19 protein-coding genes are annotated in these 23,188 nt (G+C 36.0%); 11 read left to right on the top strand and 8 right to left on the bottom strand.

The features are described from left to right. Positions 1-145 precede the first annotated feature (145 nt). From FCR2A7T_RS11400 to FCR2A7T_RS11390, 3 genes are read left to right on the top strand one after another with little or no spacing between them, the layout of a single operon-like run. A complete protein-coding gene (locus FCR2A7T_RS11400) occupies positions 146-1,438 on the top strand; it encodes an anthranilate synthase component I family protein (protein WP_035118523.1) in 1,293 nt (430 codons plus the stop codon). After that, the gene (gene tilS / locus FCR2A7T_RS11395) at positions 1,390-2,760 is read left to right on the top strand and encodes a tRNA lysidine(34) synthetase TilS (RefSeq protein WP_316928590.1); all 1,371 of its coding nucleotides are present in this window, start codon (positions 1,390-1,392) and stop codon (positions 2,758-2,760) included. Before FCR2A7T_RS11400 ends, tilS begins: the two co-directional genes overlap by 49 nt. After that, positions 2,760-4,772: a protein-disulfide reductase DsbD family protein gene (locus FCR2A7T_RS11390; protein ID WP_035118307.1), complete on the top strand. Its 2,013-nt coding sequence runs from the start codon at positions 2,760-2,762 to the stop codon at positions 4,770-4,772. The genes tilS and FCR2A7T_RS11390 overlap by 1 nt, the downstream gene beginning before the upstream one ends. 39 nt (positions 4,773-4,811) lie before the next feature. Here FCR2A7T_RS11390 and FCR2A7T_RS11385 read toward each other — a convergent pair whose 3' ends face one another. Further along, positions 4,812-5,189, bottom strand: coding sequence for a PH domain-containing protein (locus FCR2A7T_RS11385; RefSeq protein ID WP_023571451.1), 378 nt, complete (start codon positions 5,187-5,189; stop codon positions 4,812-4,814). A gap of 632 nt (positions 5,190-5,821) precedes the next feature. Between FCR2A7T_RS11385 and FCR2A7T_RS15270 the strand changes: the two genes are divergently transcribed. Then, positions 5,822-6,541, top strand: coding sequence for a hypothetical protein (locus FCR2A7T_RS15270; protein ID WP_023571449.1), 720 nt, complete (start codon positions 5,822-5,824; stop codon positions 6,539-6,541). Positions 6,542-6,989: 448 nt separating this feature from the next. Then, positions 6,990-8,525 carry a YifB family Mg chelatase-like AAA ATPase gene (locus FCR2A7T_RS11375; RefSeq protein ID WP_023571448.1) on the top strand — a complete coding sequence of 512 codons (1,536 nt, stop codon included), beginning with the start codon at positions 6,990-6,992 and terminating at the stop codon, positions 8,523-8,525. Between the two features lie 52 nt (positions 8,526-8,577). Here the strand turns inward: FCR2A7T_RS11375 and ypfJ are convergent, their stop codons facing one another. The 5 genes from ypfJ to panB are packed head-to-tail and all read right to left on the bottom strand — an operon-like array spanning position 8,578 to position 13,228. After that, positions 8,578-9,429 carry a KPN_02809 family neutral zinc metallopeptidase gene (gene ypfJ, locus FCR2A7T_RS11370; protein WP_023571447.1) on the bottom strand — a complete coding sequence of 284 codons (852 nt, stop codon included), beginning with the start codon at positions 9,427-9,429 and terminating at the stop codon, positions 8,578-8,580. 24 nt (positions 9,430-9,453) lie between these two features. Continuing rightward, positions 9,454-10,239 (bottom strand): hypothetical protein, encoded by a 786-nt coding sequence (locus FCR2A7T_RS11365; protein ID WP_023571446.1) that lies wholly within the window; start codon positions 10,237-10,239, stop codon positions 9,454-9,456. A 31-nt stretch (positions 10,240-10,270) separates the two neighbouring features. Beyond that, positions 10,271-11,635: a DUF5723 family protein gene (locus tag FCR2A7T_RS11360; RefSeq protein ID WP_035118306.1), complete on the bottom strand. Its 1,365-nt coding sequence runs from the start codon at positions 11,633-11,635 to the stop codon at positions 10,271-10,273. Between the two features lie 42 nt (positions 11,636-11,677). Continuing rightward, on the bottom strand, positions 11,678-12,373 hold the full coding sequence (locus FCR2A7T_RS11355; protein WP_023571443.1) for an RluA family pseudouridine synthase: 696 nt from the start codon (positions 12,371-12,373) through the stop codon (positions 11,678-11,680). 36 nt (positions 12,374-12,409) lie between these two features. After that, a complete protein-coding gene (gene panB, locus FCR2A7T_RS11350) occupies positions 12,410-13,228 on the bottom strand; it encodes a 3-methyl-2-oxobutanoate hydroxymethyltransferase (protein ID WP_023571442.1) in 819 nt (272 codons plus the stop codon). Between the two features lie 164 nt (positions 13,229-13,392). On the opposite strand from panB, the gene FCR2A7T_RS11345 reads away from it, so the two are divergent. The 5 genes from FCR2A7T_RS11345 (at position 13,393) to FCR2A7T_RS11325 (ending at position 18,855) form a co-directional block, all read left to right on the top strand. Further along, complete coding sequence (locus FCR2A7T_RS11345) at positions 13,393-13,833, top strand: hypothetical protein (RefSeq protein WP_023571441.1); 441 nt, start codon at positions 13,393-13,395, stop codon at positions 13,831-13,833. Positions 13,834-13,925: 92 nt separating this feature from the next. Further along, positions 13,926-15,038 (top strand): sensor histidine kinase, encoded by a 1,113-nt coding sequence (locus FCR2A7T_RS11340; protein WP_035118304.1) that lies wholly within the window; start codon positions 13,926-13,928, stop codon positions 15,036-15,038. Further along, the gene (locus tag FCR2A7T_RS11335; RefSeq protein ID WP_035118303.1) at positions 15,031-15,714 is read left to right on the top strand and encodes a response regulator; all 684 of its coding nucleotides are present in this window, start codon (positions 15,031-15,033) and stop codon (positions 15,712-15,714) included. The genes FCR2A7T_RS11340 and FCR2A7T_RS11335 overlap by 8 nt, the downstream gene beginning before the upstream one ends. 123 nt (positions 15,715-15,837) lie before the next feature. Further along, positions 15,838-17,778, top strand: a complete 1,941-nt coding sequence (locus FCR2A7T_RS11330; RefSeq protein ID WP_023571438.1) for a KUP/HAK/KT family potassium transporter — start codon at positions 15,838-15,840, stop codon at positions 17,776-17,778. A 9-nt stretch (positions 17,779-17,787) separates the two neighbouring features. Then, positions 17,788-18,855, top strand: coding sequence for a porin (locus tag FCR2A7T_RS11325; protein WP_023571437.1), 1,068 nt, complete (start codon positions 17,788-17,790; stop codon positions 18,853-18,855). A gap of 59 nt (positions 18,856-18,914) precedes the next feature. Here the strand turns inward: FCR2A7T_RS11325 and FCR2A7T_RS11320 are convergent, their stop codons facing one another. Further along, positions 18,915-20,336 carry an L-serine ammonia-lyase gene (locus FCR2A7T_RS11320; RefSeq protein ID WP_023571436.1) on the bottom strand — a complete coding sequence of 474 codons (1,422 nt, stop codon included), beginning with the start codon at positions 20,334-20,336 and terminating at the stop codon, positions 18,915-18,917. Between the two features lie 138 nt (positions 20,337-20,474). Here FCR2A7T_RS11320 and FCR2A7T_RS11315 point away from each other — a divergent pair, with 138 nt between their 5' ends. Continuing rightward, the gene (locus FCR2A7T_RS11315; RefSeq protein ID WP_023571435.1) at positions 20,475-21,731 is read left to right on the top strand and encodes a YncE family protein; all 1,257 of its coding nucleotides are present in this window, start codon (positions 20,475-20,477) and stop codon (positions 21,729-21,731) included. Here FCR2A7T_RS11315 and FCR2A7T_RS11310 read toward each other — a convergent pair whose 3' ends face one another. Beyond that, a complete protein-coding gene (locus FCR2A7T_RS11310) occupies positions 21,732-23,114 on the bottom strand; it encodes a DUF6056 family protein (protein WP_023571434.1) in 1,383 nt (460 codons plus the stop codon). Between the last annotated feature and the right edge of the window lie 74 nt (positions 23,115-23,188).

The raw sequence follows: 23,188 nt of genomic DNA, 5'->3' as shown, positions 1-23,188 counted from the left end.
CGGTTGTCCCTGTTCCCGTTTTCCGCTTTACAAGGTGCCGCTCCAACCGGGGCTAGAGGGCAAGGCATTGCATTTTTGTGAACTTTGTGAAATTTCGTTGCGAACTTTATTTGTAAACCGTAATTTTACTAACAAAACAGAACTATTGAGAACTTCGGTTTTTAAACCTATATCAGACGTCAATCAATTCAAAAACAATCTATTGAATTGGTCGCAGCAATTTCGGGAAGTCGTATTTCTGGACAGCAACCATTATCCGCAGCATTACGGAAGTTATGAATGTGTGCTGGCCTGCGATGCATTGACTTCCATCAAAACGGATTATCACAATGCTTTTGACGATTTAAAGCAATACCAACAGGAATCAAAAGATTGGTTGTTCGGTTATTTGTCGTACGATTTAAAAAACGATACCGAAGCCTTAAAATCCAGTAATTTTGACGGTTTACATTTTCCGGATTTGTTTTTCTTTCAGCCCAAAAAACTCTTTTTACTGAAAGGCAACGAACTGGAAATCTGCTATCTGAATATGTGTGATGATGAGTTAGAAGAAGATTTTGAAGAAATCAGAAATCAGAAATCAGAAATCAGAAATCAGAAAACAGAAGTAGAAATTCAGCAACGCATTTCAAAAGAAAGCTATCTTGAAAAAGTAAATGAAATGCTTACGCACATTCATCGTGGCGACATTTATGAAGCGAATTTCTGCATGGAATTCTTTGCCGAAAATACCGAAATCCATCCGTTGGAAATTTATCAGAAACTAAATGCTATTTCCGAACCGCCATTTGCAGCTTTCTTTAAAAATAACACCGATTTTTTATTATCTGCTTCTCCGGAACGCTATATCCGAAAAGAAGGGACGAAAATCATCTCGCAACCCATAAAAGGAACTTCTAAACGTTTTTCAGATTCAATTTTAGACGAACAATCAAAAACCGAATTATCTCAAAATCCAAAAGAGCGTTCGGAAAACATTATGATTGTCGATTTGGTTCGCAATGATTTATCACACACCGCCACAAAAGGTTCGGTAAACGTTGAAGAATTGAGTGGTATTTATACGTTCAAACAAGTCCATCAGATGATTTCAACAATAGTTTCTGAAGTTGATGAATCTACTTCGCCCATTGAAATTATCAAAACGACATTCCCAATGGGAAGCATGACCGGAGCCCCAAAAATTTCCGCCATGAAAATCATTGAAGCACTGGAAGAAACCAAACGCGGTTTGTATAGTGGAGCAGTAGGCTATTTTACGCCGAATAACGACTTTGATTTCAATGTGGTAATTCGAAGTATTTTGTACAATTCTAAAGAAAAATATATTTCCTTCTCTGTAGGAAGTGCCATTACCGCCGAATCAAAACCGGAAAGTGAATATGAAGAATGTTTGTTGAAGGCAAAGGCGATGCGGGAAGTTTTAACAGAGAATTAAAATCAGTACATTTGGCTATGCTATCGGAATTTCAAAATCATATCAGTCAAAACCTTTCTTTCCTAAAAGGAAAAAAGCTGCTTATTGCCGTTAGCGGCGGTATTGACAGTATGGTTTTGTTGCATCTTTTCAGGCAATCTGATTTCAATATTTCCGTAGCGCATTGCAATTTTAAACTGCGAGGCAGTGAAAGTGAAGGAGATGAAGTTTTTGTAGAATCAGTCTGTAATCGTTACCATATTAAATTATTCGTAAATCATTTTGATACAAAAAAATATGCTGATTTATATAAACTATCTATTCAGGTAGCTGCACGTCAATTGCGTTACAATTGGTTTAACGAAATATTGGAAAATGAAGGGTTTGATTATTTGCTTACTGCTCATCATTTAGACGATTCGATTGAAACCTTTTTAATCAATTTTAGCAGAGGAACCGGATTGGAAGGTCTTACCGGAATTCCGCAGCAGAATGGCAAAATTATCAGGCCGTTACTATCTTTTTCCCGTGAGTACATTGAGAGTTATGCTCAGGAAAATGTCGTTCAATGGAGAGAAGACAGCAGCAATGCTTCTGATAAGTATTTACGCAATAAACTCCGTCACAATGTAATTCCGATTTTAAAAGAACTCAATTCTGGTTTTTCGGATTCTTTTCAGCAAACATTGAAAAATCTGCAACAAGCGCAATCTATGGTAGACGATGCTTCGCGAATTGTGTATCGAAAAGTAGTAGAAGATGTTGATTATCAGAAAAGAATAAACCTTACCGAGTTATTGATTTTACCAAATTATCAGGCCTATTTGTACCAATGGCTCAAACCATTCGGATTTACGGCGTGGAATGATATTTACGATTTGGTTCACGCGCAATCCGGAAAGCAAATTTTTTCAGACCAATACCGATTGCTGAAAGATCGGAATGAACTTATTTTAGCTGAAAAAAGCGAGGCGGAGTCTGAAACTTTTCTTGTTTACCAAGACAATACAAATCTTAATGTTCCATTAAAATTGAAGGTTTGTAACAAAGGTGACATTACATTAGATCAGAAAGACTGTATATTTGTTGATAAAGATACGTTAAAGTTTCCGTTGGTATTTCGTAAATGGCAGGAAGGTGATTATTTTTACCCATCGGGAATGTTGGGAAAGAAAAAGGTGAGTAAATATTTTAAAGACGAGAAATTTTCACTCATTGATAAGGAAAATGCCCGGCTTTTATGTTCTGAAAATGAAGTCGTTTGGATAGTCGGTAAACGTGCAGACAGGCGGTTTTCTGTAAATAAAACAACACAAACAATTATAAAAATTCAATTAAAATAATGAGGAAATTATTTGCCCTACTGCTATTATCATTTACTTTTTTAAGTACTCAAGCACAGATTTCAAATAAAGTTAATTGGAAAACTTCTGTTGAAAAAAAGTCAGATACTGAAGTGGTTTTGGTTTTTGATGCCAAGATAGAACATGAATGGCATATGTTTTCGCAATTCACTCCCGAAGGTGGTTCGTTACCATCAGTTTTTCAATTCAAAAATGTTAAAGGGAATTATGAATTAGTTGGGAAGACAAAAGAAAGTCCATATAAGAAAGTCTACAGCGATATTTTTGAGGTAGATGAATACATGTTTGAAGGCAAAGCACAATTCCGTCAAATAGTAAAAATAACAAATCCGAATTTAAAATCTATTTCAGTACATATTGAATATCAGGTTTGTAAAGAATCTTGTATTCAGGAAGAAACTAATCTTGAATTTAAATTACCATCTTCAAATGCAAATGTTTCAGATATTGCTGTAACTCCAACTTCAGTCGATACCGCTTCATCGCAAACTACAGTTGTTCAGGATTCTGTATCATCTTCAGAAGTGAAAGAAGCCGTTACCGCTTCAACAGAAAAACCATTGGAGAAAAAAGAAGAGAAAAAAGGACTGTGGATGATTTTCATTTTATCGTTTCTCGGAGGATTTGCAGCTTTACTGACACCATGTGTTTTCCCGATGATTCCAATGACGGTAAGTTTCTTTACTAAGCAAAGTAAAAACAGAGCAGAAGGAATCCGAAATTCGTTCTATTATGGCATTTCTATCATTCTGATTTATGTAGGTTTGGGATTATTGGTTTCTGCTATTTTTGGTTTGGATGCATTAAATGCGTTGTCAACAAACGTTTGGTTTAATCTTATATTTTTTGCGATATTAATCTTTTTTGCGACTTCATTTTTAGGCGCATTTGAAATAGTTTTGCCAAATTCGTGGGCTAATAAAATTGATCGTCAGGCAGACAGAGGTGGTTTTGTGGGTATTCTCTTTATGGCACTTGCTTTAGCAATCGTATCTTTTTCCTGTACCGGACCAATTGTGGGAACTTTATTAGGAGAAGCTGCAAAAAGTGGCGGAATCGGACCAATTGTAGGTATGTTTGGATTTTCTTCCGCAATAGCATTGCCTTTTATGCTGTTTGCTATGTTTCCCGGATGGATGAACTCTTTGCCAAAATCTGGAGGATGGTTGAATACGGTTAAAGTTTCATTAGGATTTTTAGAGTTAGCTTTTGCCTTCAAGTTTTTATCGAATGCAGATTTGGTTTTGCAACTTCATTTATTGGAAAGAGAAGTCTTTTTAGCGATTTGGATTGCTGTTTTTGGGGCTTGGGCGGTTTATTTATTCGGAAGAATATCATTGCCGCATGATAGTCCATTGACACATATTTCAGTTGGCAGATTGTTGTTGGCTTTATTGGTAACAACATTTACAATCTATTTGATTCCCGGTTTATGGGGAGCCCCTTTAAAGATTTTGAGTGGCTATACACCTCCATTGGAATACAGTGAAAATTCAGGTGGTGTTGGTACTAAATCTGCTTCAGATGAAATTAAATTACCTGATGGCGCTAAAAATGGGCCTCACGGAATTGTTGCATTTACAGATTATGATAAAGGATTAGCGTATGCTAAAACCAAAAATAAACCAGTTCTGTTGGACTTCACTGGACACGCATGTGCAAACTGCAGAAGAATGGAAGAAAACGTTTGGTCTAAACCTGAGATTTTGTCAATCCTTAAGAATGAAGTTGTTTTAATTTCTTTGTATGGAGATGATCAAAGAGAATTGCCAAAGGATCAACAATACATTTCAAAGAAAACAGGTCAGGAAGTTACAACTATCGGAAAAAAATGGAGAGATTTCCAGATAATGCGATATAATATCAATGCTCAGCCTTATTATGTGGTAACTGATGCTGATGGTAAAGATTTAAATTCACCGGTAGGTTATACTCCGGATTCCGATGAATACAAAGCTTGGTTAGAAAGCGGCATTGCTAAATTCAAATAATAATAATAAAAAAACGCCACTCAATCGAGTGGCGTTTTTTTATTTCAATATATGCTGACTTAAAATCTGATATACTTCGTTAATGTTGTTGTCTTTTCCAAATTGTTTTTTAATCGGTAAAGCTTCTCCGGTTACCCATATTTTTAATTCTGCATCCAAATCCATTATTCCTGCACTTTCTTTAGAAAATTTCTTAATGCTTGTGTAGGGAATCGACTGATAATCTACTTTTGAACCTGTTAGTCCTTGTTTATCCACTAAAATCAATCTTTTATTGGTGAAAACAAACATATCACGAACAATTTTGTACGCTTTTTCAATATGTTCCCCATTGATTAAAATCGGTTGGAACTCCTGTGAAATTTTTTCGATGCTTACTTCCGAAGCATTTCCCATAATGGCGTTAAATAATCCCATAATTTTCTTACTTGTAATTTTTTTCAAATTTATGAAAAATTCGTGCAGCTTTCAGATATAGTTTTTAAAACAGTAAATACGAAAAACTGAAGAAACAACTTTTGCTGTAATTTGCAACTTGGCTAAAGATTTACAATGAGCTACACCCCTGAATCTTTAAATCGGGGTTAGTAGTTATCAACATTCTATTTTTATATTTATTTCTCCTATAACTTTTTGGATATATAATTCTCCTAATATGTAAGCTTTAATTGATTGTAATAACTCCTATACTAGCTGTGAAAGGGTATTTTAGTCCCGATATTAATTATAAACGAGATTTTATTTGTAAGAATAATAACAAAAGTACTTAGTAATCAGTTTAATGCATTTTTTTCTTACAATTGAAAATTTTTTATAAGTAAATTTTTATAAATTATTTTGTTTTATTTGAAAAATAATTATAAGATTGTACTCACAAAATTGTAACTTACAATATAAGGATTAGCTAACCTTAAAAAGACATTTGGAAATGAAAGGTTGGGTTTTCAAAAGTTTCAAGTTTTCCAACCAAAGTAAAAAGCAGCCTTACCTATTAAATGTTTTTCGAGGACATGAAGTAAGACTGCCTAAATTTAATTTAAACTAAAATAATGAAAAAAATCATTTTAAGCGCATTAATTGCAATTACTTTAAGTGGAATCTATTCTTGTTCAAATGATAGCGATTCTAAAGAAGCAACTACAAATGTTTCATCAAATAGAATAGATGATATAAAACCAAATAAAGAGTATATAAGTAAAATAATTCTTAGTATTGCTGAGACCGCTGAGTTTATCAAACAGAATGAAGGTAGACAATTTTCCCAAGAAGATATAAATATTTATGTTAAGGAAAGATTACAAGTAAATGGTGCACCGGTAAGTTATGAACCAATCAGACCAGCTAATTGTTCTGAAAGATTCTATACTGAAGCTGCTTTAATTGCTAATGCGAGTGTCTTTGAGGATGAATTCAAATATTTTGATTTCTTAAACAAAAAAGAAAACGAAATTATTAATTCAGATTTATCATTAGAAGAAAAACAAGTCCTTGTTGAAGAAATTGAATTTCAAAGACAACTTGTAAATGCTATATCAGCATTAGATACAAAGTATAATGGTACAGTTGCAAAAGGCTGGTGGAAAGGTTGGGGTAAATGTGTATCTAGTATTCTTGGCGGAGCTGTTACTGGAGCAACTACTTTAGGATTAGCTGGTGCAGCTGTTGGGACTGTGGCATTGCCTGTTGTTGGAACAGTTTCAGCTGGTGCAGTTGGTGCAATCGGTGGAGGAATTGGTGGAGCATTAACTGGAGCAGCCGCAGGTTGTTAATTAAATTTTATTTATGAAATTACCGATATTAGTACCTTTAATTATTCTATTATTAATTTGTACAGTTATTGTTTTTAAAATTTTTTCAGGTAAAATTGGTAATTATGAGCCATGGAGATTAATTTTATCTATAGTTGGATGTATAATTATACTTTTATGTGCTTTTATAATTTTAAAAAAGAAAGGAGGGAATTAACCTCCTTTCTTTTCATACGCAAACGACTAAGCCGTAGCCAAACCAATTAGTTTATAATTAATTTTTTCAATCCAAAACATTAATTAAATCCGATCTCAACTTTGGGTAATGTGGTTTCCTGTTCTCGCGCTATTTAATTTAATCACTCCTATGATAGATGTGTATGACAATTCTTATTTATGCAATTAATGTAAAATTAATTAATTTTAATTTTTTATAAGAAAAATAGTATATTTGAAAAAAATATACGCCATGTTAGTTAAAGTATTTGGAAGCGCCGTATTCGGAGTAGACGCCACGACCGTTACCGTAGAGGTAAATGTAGATAAAGGAGTAGGCTACCACTTGGTAGGATTACCTGATAATGCCATAAAAGAAAGCAGTTATCGGATTGCTGCAGCCTTAAAGAATAACGGTTATACCCTTCCTGTTAAAAAAATCACCATCAATATGGCACCCGCTGATTTGAGAAAAGAAGGATCAGCCTATGATTTAACCATTGCCATCGGGATTTTAGCAGCTACCGGTCAGATAAAACCGGAAGAAGTCGGAAAGTACATTATTATGGGAGAACTTTCCCTTGACGGAGGCATGCAACCCATAAAAGGAGCTTTGTCCATCGCAATTAAAGCCAAAGAAGAAGGTTACAAAGGTTTTTTTCTTCCAAAGGAAAATGTTAAAGAAGCAGCCATTGTAAGCGGACTCGATGTTTATGGAGTTGAAAACGTATTGGAAGTCATTGATTTTTTTGAAGGCAAAGGAACATTGGAACCAACCGTAATCAATACCCGTGAAGAATTTTATAAAACCTTAGACTATCCCGAGTTTGATTTTGCTGAAGTACGCGGGCAGGAGTCGATAAAACGGTGTATGGAAATTGCAGCGGCCGGCGGACATAACCTTATTCTGATCGGACCACCAGGAGCCGGAAAAACAATGTTAGCCAAACGATTACCCAGTATTTTACCGCCAATGACGTTAAAAGAAGCCTTGGAAACCACTAAAATTCACAGTGTTGCCGGAAAAGTAAAAGATACCGGACTGATGAATCAACGTCCATTTCGAAGTCCGCATCATAATGCTTCAAGTGCGGCTTTGGTTGGAGGGGGCAGTTATCCGCAACCGGGAGAAATTTCACTGGCTCATAATGGTGTTTTATTTTTGGATGAATTGCCGGAATTCAAACGTGAAGTTCTGGAAGTCATGCGACAACCTTTGGAAGATCGGGAAGTGACGATATCAAGAGCTAAATTTACGATAACTTACCCGTCATCGTTTATGTTGGTGGCGAGTATGAATCCAAGTCCCGGCGGCTATTTCAATGATCCGGATGCCCCGGTGAGTTCATCGCCAGCCGAAATGCAACGCTATTTGAGTAAGATTTCGGGGCCTTTATTAGACCGTATCGACATTCATATTGAAGTTACACCGGTTCCTTTTGAAAAATTATCCGATACCCGAAACGGAGAGAGTAGTGTTGAAATCAGAAAAAGGGTAACGAAAGCAAGAGAAATTCAGGCCGTTCGGTTTGAAAATTTTGAACATATTCATTACAATGCGCAAATGAGTACCAAACAGATACGTGAACATTGTGTTTTGGATGAAATATCACTGCAATTATTAAAAACGGCTATGGAACGGTTAAATCTTTCCGCTCGTGCGTATGACAGGATTTTGAAAGTGTCAAGAACCATTGCCGATTTGGAAGGCTCGGAAAAAGTAGCGCCCAATCATATTTCGGAAGCCATTCAATATCGGAGTTTAGATCGTGATGGCTGGTTGGGCTAAATTCAGTGATCAGTTTATAGATAAAAAAAATCGGGAAAAGATCCCGATTTTTTTATTCTAATTCTTCTGCAAAAGTGTCACCTTGCTTTATATCTCCGGTTTTATAACCTCGCATAAACCATTTCATACGCTGTTCCGAACTTCCGTGCGTAAAGGATTCCTGATTAACCTGTCCCTGCATTTTGGTCTGAATGGCATCATCTCCAACCGCATTCGCAGCACTTAACGCTTCTTCAATATCACCTTCTTCTAAATACTGTTTGTTGTGATAAGCCCATAGTCCAGCATAAAAATCGGCCTGTAATTCCAAACAAACTGATAATTTATTGGCTTCGGCTTCACTTTTACCGGCTTGTAACTGTCGTACTTTTCCGGAAGTTCCCAACAAAGTCTGAACATGATGTCCTACTTCATGTGCCATTACGTATGCGATAGCAAAATCACCCCCTTTGGCTCCGAAACGGGTTCTGAGTTCTTCAAAAAAAGCCATATCCATGTATACTTTTTTATCTCCCGGACAATAAAAAGGACCCGATGCCGAGGTTGCGCCACCACAGGCAGTTTGAACCTGATTGGTGAATAAAACCATCTTCGGTTTTTCGTATGTCAGTCCGTTTTCTTCAAAAATTTTAACCCAAGTGTCTTCCATGAAAGCAAAGTTGGTTTTGACAAATTCACCAATCTCAACTTCTTCAGCGGTAAGCTCCCGTTGTTCGGTTGGTTGTTGTTGTCCTTGCTGCATCTGTTCGAGAATTGGTGTTAGCTGTTGCGCATTTTCACCACCAAAAAGATTGAGCAATAAAACGATAATACCGATTATACCACCGCCTACAGCAATTTTTCCGCCTGAAAGTCCTCTGCGGTCTTCCACATTGTCACTTTGTCTGTTTCCTCTCCATTTCATGGGTTTTGATTTTTTGAGTTTGATTTATACTTCCGGAACACCTATGTCATCGATTTCACTTTTGTCAATGATGCCGACTGCATTTTTGTATAAAACGTAATGTGTTGAATAAAAATAAGGCATGGTAAAGAAAATCCCGATACAAAGTCCGAAAAATCCGATTATGGCCATAATAAATGCAACAATTAAAGCTATTAAAATTACGAAAGGTTGTTTGAATACCAATGCAAAACTGTTTTTAATTGCATCCATATAATTCAGTTTTCCGAAAATAATCAGCGGAATCATGAAAACTGCCGAAAATGCAATTCCGTATGTAAAAATCATTCCGATGAACTTATAACCGGCAAATTCACATAATGTTGCGACAGAAGTGGTGGCAAATGAAATGAGAAGTGCTGACAAAAAAAGGTCTTTAAAACGATCGGACTTATAATGATCGAAAACCATTGAAATATTAATTTCGTGACCAATTTCGGCTTCATGACACATTTTGATTATACCTGCTGTAAAAGGGTAGGTAAGTGCTGTAAACACAGCAGTTCCAAAAATGTAAAGGACAAGTGTAAGAGTGGAAAAATTGGTAATCTGAAAATCGGTCATTTTCTGAGCAAAATCATTAAAACCCACCAAAAAACCCAATGAACCTAATCCGACAACTATAAAAACTATTGAAACTAAAATCATTGCAATACCAACCGTTACTGCAATTTTCTTGTAATTTTCAAAGCTTTGTGAAATAACATCTCCTAAGTCTAATTGATATCCGTTTTGTTTTAAACTTTCCAGTTTTCTTAAAAAATCATTCATAAAATTATGTGGTTATGTTTGTTAAATATGATTATATACCGAATCGGAATCCCATATAAATATCGGCTTGTTTTGAATTGTTCAACGCAGCAGTTACAATAGAACCGGATCCTAAGAAGAAACCACCCAATCGGAAACCAAAACCGGTTGTAAATCCGGAAACCTCATTGCTTGACAACGGCAGATACAGTTCGTAATTTTTACCGGCAAAACGTGGTGTCAGGGTAATGATGTTCTGGATAGTGGTAAAGTCGTTCTGACTGTCATCGGATAATTTTTGCTGCGTGTAGGCAGAAACATACCATTTATTATGAATCTTATAATCAATATAAGCATTCAGTACCGCTGGCAGTTTTACTCTGAAATCTCCGTTAGAAGATTGTTTGGTGAGATAGCCTCGGTCCATTAAAATTTGCTCAATATCTCTTACGCTTTCCGAATTTTCAAAATCAGCAAGATTTAATGGGTTGGTTGTTGGGATAGTAAGCTGATAGTTCGCAGATTCATTATTATCGTCCTTGAACGTCATGCTTCCCATATTTCTGAAAGACAATCCTGCGTTTAATTTATATTCATCTACCGTTTTGTCTCCACCATCAGTAGCTACCTGAACTTTTTCTTTCCATTGATAATTGAAACCGAAATCAGCACCAACTCCGTTTAATCCTCCTGCAAAGAGATTGGTATAATTGGAATTGTCATTATAACTGTTGGCCAATGATCCGGAATAAGAGAAATTTACGTTGGCCGTTGCATTATACAAATAAACATCACCGGTCGTAATATCGTTTGTAACCTGACCTTGAAGTTTATCAACACCCATATTCATATAAGAACCCGGGAAGAGTAATTTTAAAGTCACACCACCACTGAATTTGTGGTCGTCGTTCTCAAAAATATTCCGTGCGGCCGACAGATTGATTTCTCCCCAGGAGGCAGCATTCAATCGTTGATTGTATTGCGAATTAATTTGTGCCGTACCTAAAAAGGAATTCGTAACTGCATTTCCAAAGTTCACATCGACATCAGTAGCATTCGCTTTAATATTACCAGCCGAAGCAAGGGCAAACGCCCATTTTTTATATTTCATAGCAACAGAAGGACCTTGTATCAATACATCCAGTCGTATGCTCGTTGGATCAGACCCGGTAAAGATTTTATCTTCCAGATTTTCACCTTTCATGATATCGTTAAATTTTATTTTATTGTTAGATACATTCACACTGGTGTTGAATACTGCAACATCGAATTTTCTCGACATGTTAACCAATTCTGCCGGATTTACCGTAGCGTTTAACAAACCGGATCTTTTGGAAATGTTAATTCCGGAAAAATGCTCTTGTGAAAAAGCGGTTAAGCTCAGCAACGAACAGCAAAGAAGTAATTGTTTCTTCATACAGCTTAATATTAAGGTTTAATTTGTTAAATTAACAAAAAATCAAATACTTTTCCAAATAGTATCATTTGGAACCGGTGCTGTAATTTCAATCAGTTCTTTCGTAACGGGATGGGTGAAAATTAATTTTCGGGCGTGAAGATGAATGCCTCCGTCTGGATTACTTCGGTCGAAACCGTATTTTAAATCGCCTTTTATCGGACAGCCAATAGCAGAAAGTTGCGAACGGATCTGATGGTGTCTTCCCGTATGCAAATTGATTTCCAAGGCATAATAATTATCCAGTTTCTTAATAATTTTATAATCCAAACTGGCTTTTTTACTTTCCGGAACTTCTTTTAAATGGGCTTTGGATGTATTGTTTTTCGGATTTCGTTTCAGAAAATGAATCAAAATATCTTCCGTTTTTGGCGGCTGGTTTTTTACCACGGCCCAATACGTTTTTTTAGTTTCTCGCTGACTGAACATTTCATTTAAACGCGTCAAAGCTTTTGAGGTTCGCGCAAAAATCACGATTCCTGTTGTAGGTCGGTCAAGCCGATGCACAACTCCCAAAAAAACATCTCCTGGCTTGTTGTATTTCTCTTTAATGTATTCTTTTACAACATCCGATAGCGGTTTATCACCGGTTTTGTCGCCTTGTACGATATCGCCCACGCGCTTATTGATGACAATAATATGATTGTCTTCGTGAAGAATTTGAAGGTTGTCCTTTGTAGATATAATTTTTTCAGACACTAAAATAACTGCTAACTGATTACTGAAAACTGCCGACTAATATTGCTCATTAGCATTAGGGAAATCCTGAGCTTTTACATCATCAACATATTGCCCGATGGCTTTTGTCATGTCTTCGTAAAGATTCATATAACGTCGTAAGAAACGCGGACTGAATTCATGTGTCATTCCAATCATGTCGTGCAATACCAAAACCTGACCGTCAACGCCGCTTCCGGCGCCAATTCCTATAACCGGAATCGAGATACTTTCTGCTACTTTTTTAGCCAAAGCGGATGGAATTTTTTCTAAAACCAAGGCAAAACACCCGATTTTTTCCAACATTTTAGCATCTTCCAATAGTTTTTCTGCTTCTGCATCTTCTTTGGCACGAACGGTATAAGTTCCGAATTTGTAAATTGACTGCGGTGTTAAACCCAAATGTCCCATCACTGGAATTCCGGCGTTTAATATTTTTTTGATGGAATCTTTAATTTCGCTTCCGCCTTCGAGTTTTACAGCGTGACCACCACTTTCTTTCATAATTCTGATCGAAGAACGCAATGCTTCTTTGGAATCCGACTGATAACTTCCGAAAGGCAAATCCACAACCACCAATGCTCTTTCTGCAGCGCGAACCACACTTGACGCGTGATAAATCATCTGATCTAAAGTGATTGGTAGTGTTGTTTCGTGTCCGGCCATAACATTACTGGCAGAATCACCCACTAAAATTACGTCAACTCCGGCGGCATCAACAATTTTTGCCATGGTATAATCGTAAGCGGTTAACATCGAAATCTTTTCTCCGTTGGCCTTCATTTCGATTAAAGACTTTGTGGTTATTCTTTTGTAATCTTTTTTGGCTACTGACATATTCTTAAAGTTATTAGTGGTTAGAAATCGGAAGTTAAAAAGTCGTGTATTGACTTTTAACTGCTCTTTTCTACTGTAATTAGTTTGTAAAATTACTACAATTTCTAAAATGACGTAACAATATCCCGATAATTACTACTTATTATCAGATAAAAACAAAAAACATGAAAAAGCTGATTTTATTTATAACGGTTTGCTTTACGATTACTGTAAATGCTCAAAAAGCTGAAGTTGAAAATACTGTAAAAAAATTCTTTGAAGGTTTTCATGCCAAAGACACGATGAAAATAAAATCGGTTTGTGCTGAAAAAATGATATTGCAATCCATAATAGAAGGGCAGAAGGGAACTCGTTTTGAAGACGAAAAACCATCGGAATTTTATAAATCATTTTCCACATTTCCGACCGATTTAAAATTTGAGGAAAGAATCCTGAGTTATTCCATTCAGGTTGACGGTAAAATGGCTCATGCCTGGACCCCTTATGAATTTTATGTGAACGGTAAATTAAGCCATTCCGGAGTAAACGCGTTTACACTTTATAATGAAAACGGAATTTGGAAAATTATTTACCTGATTGATACCCGACGAAAATCGGCTAAATAATCTTTATAAAATCTTTATACTTCCCACATTTCATCTTATAAAATACTTACAACTTATGGCTTAACTTTGTAGTGTAATTAAGTCATAAAAAATTGAAAAAGTTAATTCAACATACGCGAGCCAAAAATCAATACTTATTTAGTGTTGTTTCGGTCGGTTTAGTATCGACATTATTTCTTTTCACAAGAAATTATTTAGACTATACTATAATTGGTTATTTATTGCTGGTATTGGTTTCATTATTGGCAATTTTTCTAGATATCTATCCGGTGCTTCTCGCGGCGATTTTAAGTGCTTTGGCGATGGATTTTCTATTCATCAAACCTTATTATACGCTCCATATTGAATCGGCAAAAGATGGTTTTTTGTTGCTGCTCTTTTTTATTATCGCTTTGATAAATGCCGTTTTGACTTTTAAAATCAGGAAGGCTAATCAACTCGCACACGCTAAAGAAGCGAAGTTACAAACCATGAAACTTTATAACACCTTATTAGATTCATTATCACATGAGTTACGAACTCCTATTTCAACTATTATGGGAGCTGTTGGAACACTTCAGGTACGACCAAAAATATCAGAAGAAAACAGTACAAAACTGTTAAGTGAAATGGAAAAAGCGTCCCTTCGGTTAAATCATCAGGTAGAAAATTTACTGAACATGTCGCGTCTGGAATCCGGTTATATTCAACCCAAAATGGATTGGTGTGATTTAAAAGAATTGGTTTATAATGTTTTGGATCATCTTAAGGAGGAATTGACAAATCATCGCATAAAAGTAAAAACGCCGGACTATCTTCCGTTATTTAAATTAGATTATGGACTGACCGAACAAATCATTTACAATCTGGTTTTTAATGCTTCACAATACACGCCGCAAGGCGCTTTAATCGAAATCGGTGTCGAGTATAAACCGGATGTAAATTACGATGGCGATGAAGATAAAGTAATGACCTGCATTATCACAATTGCAGATGACGGCGACGGTTTTCCGGATGATGAAATCGAAAAAGTATTTGATAAATTCTACCGTTTGAAAGATTCCAAAACCGGAGGAACCGGACTGGGGCTTTCCATAGTAAAAGGTTTTGTGGAAGCTCAAAAAGGGGAAATTTATGTATCGAATAAAGAAGAAGAAAGCGGCGCGGTTTTTACCATTTCTTTTCCGGCTTTAGTAATGCAAACTAATTCTATCAGCCATGAATAATGCCACCATTTTAGTAATCGATGACGAAAGTCAAATCCGCAAGTTATTGGAAATCACTTTGGAAGCCAATGGTTACAAAACAGCATTTGCGGTTAATGCCAAAGAAGGGCTGATGCTGGCTGCAAGTCATCCGCCGGATCTAATTATTCTGGATTTGGGCTTACCGGACGATGACGGACAAAATGTGCTGGTACAGCTTCGTCAATGGTTTAACAATCCGGTAATTATTTTATCGGTTAAAAGTGCCGAAGAAGAAATTGTGAAAGCTCTGGACAACGGTGCAAACGATTATCTAACGAAACCTTTCCGAACCCATGAATTGCTTGCTAGAGTCAGAGCAGCACTCCGAAATTTAGCCGGAACTTCAAGTGAACCAATTGTTTCGATGGACAACCTTAAGATTGATTTTTCCGCCAGAATCGTAAAAATTGACAATGAAGTTCTAAAACTCACTGCAACCGAATATACGCTGCTTTCAATTCTGATTAAAAATGAAGGAAGGGTATTGACGCATCAATATATTTTAAAGGAAGTTTGGGGACCAAGTTATATTGACCAAACCCAATATTTAAGGGTTTTTATAGCCCAACTAAGAAAGAAAATAGAAAAAGATCCGAACCGTCCGAAACACATTTTAACCGAATCGGGAATCGGATACCGCTTTAACATCAACTAGTTAATTTTTTCGAATTATTGCTTCAGGATTATGAACATCAGCTTCATAGTCGGCTTTCTTATTGCCTTGTTTTTTCAGAATTAAATCAATATAAATAATTAATAATCAAATTTTTAAATCAAAATGAGCACTCAAAATGTAAATAAAGTTACAGCTGCTTCTTTGCTTGTCGCACTCGGGATAATTTACGGCGATATCGGTACGAGTCCTTTGTATGTGATGAAGTCGATTATCGGCGACCGACCAATATCCGAATTGTTGGTGTATGGCGGAATTTCCTGTGTTTTCTGGACGTTGACGTTTCAAACCACATTCAAATACATTTTTCTAACGCTTTCCGCTGATAACAATGGAGAAGGAGGCGTATTTTCGTTATATGCTTTAGTAAAACGATTTGGAAAGGGGAAACTCGTGATTCCTACCATTTTAGGAGCCACAACGCTTTTAGCCGATGGAATTATCACACCACCAATTTCCGTAGCTTCGGCTGTTGAAGGCTTGGATGTTATCATTCCCGGAATTCCAACAATTCCAATCGTAATTGGAATTCTCTCGGCTTTGTTTTTCTTTCAACGGTTTGGGACACAAAAAGTAGGAAGTTTATTTGGTCCAGCCATGGTCGTTTGGTTTTCGATGCTTTTTGTTTTAGGAGCTTCACAAATCGTACATCATCCGGAAATTTTTAAAGCCTTAAATCCGGTTTATGCGTACCGACTTTTAGTGGAATATCCACATGGATTTTGGCTATTAGGAGCTGTTTTTCTTTGTACAACCGGAGCCGAAGCTTTGTATTCTGATTTAGGACACTGCGGAAGAAAAAACATTCGGATTACGTGGAGCTTTGTAAAAGTTTCATTATTAGTGAATTATTTAGGACAAGCTGCATGGTTAATGTCGCAAGGTAATCCGTCATTAGGAAGTCGAAACCCATTTTTTGCCATCATGCCGGAATGGTTCTTGATTTTCGGAATCATTATCGCTACAGTTGCAGCCATTATCGCATCACAAGCTTTGATTAGCGGTTCATATACTTTAATAAACGAAGCTATTTCCCTGAATTTCTGGCCAAGAGTAGCTCTGAAAAACCCAACTGAATTAAAAGGACAAATCTATATTCCATCGATTAATACGATTTTGTGGATTGGTTGTATCATGATGATTTTGTATTTCAAAAACTCAGCACACATGGAAGCGGCTTACGGTTTTTCCATTACGATTGCGATGTTAATGACCACTTTTTTGTTGGCGTATTACTTAATCTTCATTAAAAAGGTTAAAATTGGCTGGGTGGCGGTTATCCTTTTTATTTTTTCAACCATTGAAGTTTCGTTTTTCGTAGCCAATGTGGTGAAAATCAAAGAACGTTGGATGTTTTTATTCTTCGAATTGTTCATATTCATGGTGATGTACGTTTGGTATTATGCACGCAAACTCAATAATAACTACCTGAAATTTGTGAATCTGGCAGAACAAGCACCATTGCTTAACGAATTAAGTGAAGACGACAATATTCCGAAGTATTCTACGCATTTGATTTATTTATCGAAAGCCGACAGAACCTATGAAATTGAGAAAAAAATAATCAAATCCGTCTTTGCTAAAAAACCGAAACGTGCTGATGTTTACTGGTTTTTACACATCAACCGTACCAACGAGCCTTATACATTAAATTATGAAGTGGTCGAAATCTTGGATGATAAAGTAATCAAGTTAATCTTAAATGTCGGATTCCGAATTCAGCCGAGAGTAGAGTTGTATTTCAAGAAAATCGTTCAGGAATTGGTGGAACGAAAAGAACTTAATTTGCATATTCGTCCTGACGGTTCGACCAAATATAATTCAAGTCCTGATTTCAAATTCGTAATCATCGAAAAATTCCTTTCGGTTGAAAATGAATTTTCCATCAAACACGATTGGCTTTTAAAATCCTACTTCATTTTGAAACGATTATCTATTTCCGATGAAAAAGCTTTTGGTTTGGATAAAAGCGATGTAGCTATAGAAAACGTTCCTATGGTATATCATCCGGTTTCAAATGTTGTTTTGGAACGTAAATCGAGTTAATTTTGCCTTATGAGAAAAGCATTAGTATTATTTTTCATCAGCTCATTACAACTTTGGGCACAAGAGCAATTACAAGATTCATCAAAAGTAAAAGTTGATTTTTCGGGATATATTGAAACGTATTACAGTTACGATTTCAATAAACCGGAAACGAAACAACGACAAAGTTTTCTTTACAATCACAACCGTCACAACGAATTTAATGTGAATGTAGCTTTGTTGAAAAGTTCGATTTCTTATGAGAATTATTATGCAAAAATAGCGGTTCACACGGGTACTTATGTTCAGGATAATTACTCCAATGAAGATGTTAAGTTTTTAAATGAAGCATTTGTTGGCGCCTATTTGGATAAAAACCAGCAAACGAGTATCGATGTTGGAATTTTTGCATCACATATTGGTTTTGAATCCGCAACATCATCCAGTAATTTGAATGTGACACGTTCCATTTTAGCAGAGAATTCGCCTTATTTTTTATCCGGAATCCGTTTTAATTATAAGCCAAATGATAAATGGACGTTTACCGGAATTTTAAATAACGGCTGGCAACGAATTAACAAACCGAATCGCAATGCTTTGCCCGCTTTCGGAAGTCAGATTGTATATAAACCGTCTTCAAAAAGTACGTTTAACTGGAGTACTTTTGTTGGCGATGAACCGATTGGAACTGATTTAAGAACACGTTATTTCAACAATTTGTATTGGGATTGTCAATGGACCGAAAAATGGCGTACCATTTTAGGTTTCGATTACGGTTTACAAAAACGAATTTCAGGGGAGAATTATGCGAATTGGTACAGTCCGGTTTTAATTGCACAATATTCCATCGCAAAAAAATGGCAGTTAGCGTACCGTTCGGAATATTATCAGGATAAAGAAAATGTAATTATAGCTGCAAACTATGGAGGTTTTAAAACAGTAGGCAATTCACTTAATTTGGATTTTCTGCCGAATTCTAAAGTAAAAGTCAGGGCAGAGGGCCGTTGGTTACATGCTCAGGATGAAGTTTTTAAAACTCAAAACGGATTTTCAAAAGATAATTTTTTCGTAACAACTGCAATGTCATTTGAATTTTAAAAAACCAAGGCTGTCGAAATTAATCGGCAGCCTTGGTTTACTATTATTATAATAGTTGATTAACAATCTGCTAAGTTTACGGCTACTGCCAAACCACCTTCAGACGTTTCTTTGTATTTGTTGTTCATGTCTTTAGCCGTTTGCCACATGGTATCAACAACTTTGTCTAAAGGTACTTTTGCGTTTTTAGGATCCGTTTCCATGGCTAATTCTGCTGCATTAATGGCTTTTATCGCACCCATTGTATTTCTTTCGATACACGGAATTTGTACCAATCCTCCAATCGGATCGCAGGTTAACCCTAAATGATGTTCCATAGCAATTTCTGCTGCCATTAAAACCTGTTCCGGAGTTCCGCCCATCACTTCGCATAACGCTGCCGCTGCCATGGCTGAAGAAACCCCAATTTCCGCCTGACAACCGCCCATCGCGGCTGAAATGGTTGCCCCTTTTTTGAAAATACTTCCAATTTCACCGGCCACCATCAAAAATTGCTTGATGTGTTCGTCGTTGGCTTCGTGATTTTCAATCACCATATAATACATCAAAACGGCTGGAATTACTCCGGCACTTCCGTTGGTTGGTGCGGTTACAACACGTCCTAACGAAGCATTTACTTCATTGACTGCCAAAGCGAAACAGCTAACCCATTTTAAAATCTGGCGGAATTTCACTTCGGTTAAACGAATGGTTTCCAACCACGATTGCGGGTTGTCATAAGGTAAAACACCAATCAGGTTTTTATGCATGTCGTAAGCGCGTCGACGAACGTTCAATCCGCCCGGAAGCGTCCCTTCGGAATGACAACCGATGTAAATACATTCCAGCATCGTATTCCAAATACGCATCAATTCGTGATTGATTTCTTCCTCCGAACGCATCGATTTTTCGTTTTCCAAAACAATCTCAGAAATCTTTTTGTTTTCTTTCTGACAATACTCTAACAATTCGGCTGCTTTGTCAATCGGATAAGGGAATGTGCCTTTTATTTCCTTGTTTTCTTTCGAATGTTCGCGGTCTTCTTTTACCACAAATCCACCACCAATCGAGTAGAAGGTGGAGCTGTATTCTTCATCGTCTGTATAAATCGTAAAAGTTAGTCCGTTCGCATGAAACGGCAGAAAGTTTTTATTGAAAACGATGTCTTTTTCAAAGTCAAATGGAATGATAATCTCATTTCCGAGGAAGATTTCCTTTTTGTTTTTTATGGCAGTGATAATAACGTCAATACTCTCCACGGGAATATATTCCGGATCGGCACCGCTTAATCCAAGCATTACAGCCAAATCGGTAGCGTGTCCGTGTCCTGTCAGTGAAAGTGATCCATATAAATCAACTTTAATCCTGTTAATGTTGTCAATCAGATTGCGTTCACGGATTTCAGCAAGAAATTGTTCGGCCGCCCGCCAAGGACCAAGCGTGTGCGAACTCGAAGGTCCGACACCGATTTTTAGCATATCAAAAACGGAAATACATTCCATAACTTTAGTATTGATTTGGTTTGTTTAAGACAAAGATAATTGTATAATTTGAGAGTTCATAAACCTTTATGTTTTTTATAATAACGATAACTTTCTTATTTGTATTAAAAATGTATATTTGACATATCAATTAAAATTATGAAAAAACACTTTTTGTATTTTATCGCAATAGCCTTGCTTTCAATACCTTGTTTTTCACAATCGCAACAAGAACTTTATAATAAAAGTATCGAAGCATACAAAGCAAAAAACTATCCTCAATTTTTAAAACTTACACAAAAATTAGATAGTGTTCGGCCGTTACATCCGACATATACATACAATCTTTCGGCAGCTTATGCCTTGAATAATCAGCAGGAAAAAGCGATTCTGACTCTAAAACGATTGACTTTAATGAATAATAAAGTCGATTTTGAAAAAGATACCGATTTCGACAACATAAGACAATCGGCGGAATTCGAGAAAATTGTTTATCTGAAAAAGGCGTTGGACAAACAAGTTGCGAATTCAGAAAAAGTTATTTCATTGTCCGAGAAAGAATTACATCCGGAGAGTTTGCACTATCTGGAAAAACCAAAAATCTGGTTGGCTTCCAGCATACGCAAAAAGAAAATCGTTTCTTTCGATATAAAAACCGGAAAATGTTCCGATTGGTTTACAGAAAGTAACTTTTCGGTATTTGCCATGAAAACAGATTCTAAAGAAAAATACCTTTGGGTTGCCACTGGCGCAATGCCTGAAATGATTGGATATTCAAAAGAAATGGAAGGAAAATCGGAAGTGCTGAAAATCGATATAACAAGCAAAAAAATTGTAAAGCGTTTTCCGGTAGAAGGCAATCATGTTTTTGGCGATTTGGTTGTTGATAAAAAGGATAATGTTTACATTTCCGATAGTGGTGACGCTTTGATTTATAAGATTTCTGATGATAAACTTTCCGTTTGGCTGGATTTGAAAAACGAAGCTTTTAATCTGCAGGGAATCACTTTTAACGACAACCAGTCAAAATTGTTCATTGCCGATTATTTAAAAGGAATTTTAGTAATTGATACACGAAACCCTGAGAACAGATATTGGATTGAATTTCAGGGAAATTTGACTCCAAAAGGAATTGACGGTTTGGTTTTTAATGAAAACAGACTTTTTGCAATACATAACGGTGTAAAACCGATTCGGGTAATGCAGTATCTTCTGAACGAAAATCAGAATGGCTTTGAAGAAGTAAAAATTATCGATGCCAACCGACCGGAATTTGATGAGCCGGCTTTAGGAATAATTCTAAATGAAAAGTTGTATTTCTTTTCGAACTCGCCGTGGAAAGGTTACGACAGGCAATTTAATCTTGACGAAACCAAGTTTGAAAACCCAATGTTGTTTGAATATAAAATTCGATAATTAATCTTCAATGCGTATTTCGATACAGCCAAAATATATTTTTTGAGCTTCAACAGCCCAATCGTCATTGCCTCTGAAATCCCTGAAATCATAACAATAGGATTTTAGGTTTTCGTCTATTCTTCTTAATCTAATCTCTTTGTTTTTTGAATTTTTAAGGAGTAATTCTCTTTTTTTGACTTCGGCTTTAAGTGTTTTTCCTCTCTGAAAATTGTAAATGACGAAACAAAAAACACTGAAAAACAAGATGTATGCGATAACGGAAGTTGCTTTTGTTTCCTTTTTATTTAATGGAACAACAGCTAATTGATGGATAAATTTGAAGATAAAAATGACAAGAAAAAACATAAAATAAATGGCTGTTCTTGGCGAAACCACTTCCGGCATGGTGATGAATGGTAAAATCGTACTTAAAGCTACTATCAGATATTTGTAGGTTGCAATAAAAGCAATGCCTTGTTCTTTTGTTTTTGGAATAAAAATCAGCTTTTTAAAAACAGGAGTAATAGTGCGTCCATTCTGAAAAACATAAACAAAGGCCGCTAAAACCGATATAATAATCAGAATGAATGAAAATAGGAGATAAGTTACCAAAGCGAAAGCTGTATTTCTGACAAGCATCCATAAAGAAATATCTTTGAATGCTGAATTGTTGATTTCTTCAGCCCGAACGAAATTGCCCGGTGCTAAACTTAAAAATAGGGTTCCGCCGACGATTATCAGAAGTAAAACTCCATTATAAATGCAGTTTTTTTGCTCATTCTTAAGATAGTCGTTTACAATTGTCAGCAATAAAAAAGTAATGAAACCAATGGTCAGGTTTTGCGTAGTTAAGCCAATAAATAGCGTAAAAAGTAAAAAACCAAATTTTAGTCCTGCTAAGCTTGTTTTCTGAATCTTATAAAACAAAAGCAGCCAAACCGCACCTAAAAGTAAATTAAAGGTATAAACACCACCCGTTGCCCAATAAATGGTTTGTCCGATGTGTCTATAGGAACCCAACCAAAAAATAACAGCAACTAAAAAGGGTAAATAAATTTTATCGGAGGAATCGGAATAATCTTTTGTTTCCTCTTTTATGACATAAAATAAAAGAATTCCGCTGAGCAAAAAACAAGCATTCCATATCAGGGTTATTATCTCTACTGGTAGCGTTTCTAAAAAAACTCCTTGTAAAAAAGCGGCGGGTGTCAGGTAACGGCCATCCCAGGCATAATAACCATGAATACATCTTTGATAAATTCCTAAATCGTTTATTTCGTTTAGTATGGCATAATCATCGGCCCAATAAAAGGTATTGATGTTTAAGAGTAAAATAAGTGTTATTGCCAGTAAACCGGTAATAATGAGAAGGATATTTTTTTTATTTTTTAAAAATGTCATTTACACATCAGAAATTAAATGTCAAATATAAGTTTTATTATTATTTATGGTCAGACATGTGCACGTTAATGTCA

The organism is Flavobacterium cauense R2A-7, assembly GCF_000498475.1.
Taxonomy (GTDB): domain Bacteria; phylum Bacteroidota; class Bacteroidia; order Flavobacteriales; family Flavobacteriaceae; genus Flavobacterium; species Flavobacterium cauense.
This window is presented reverse-complemented; position numbering and strand designations above follow the sequence as displayed.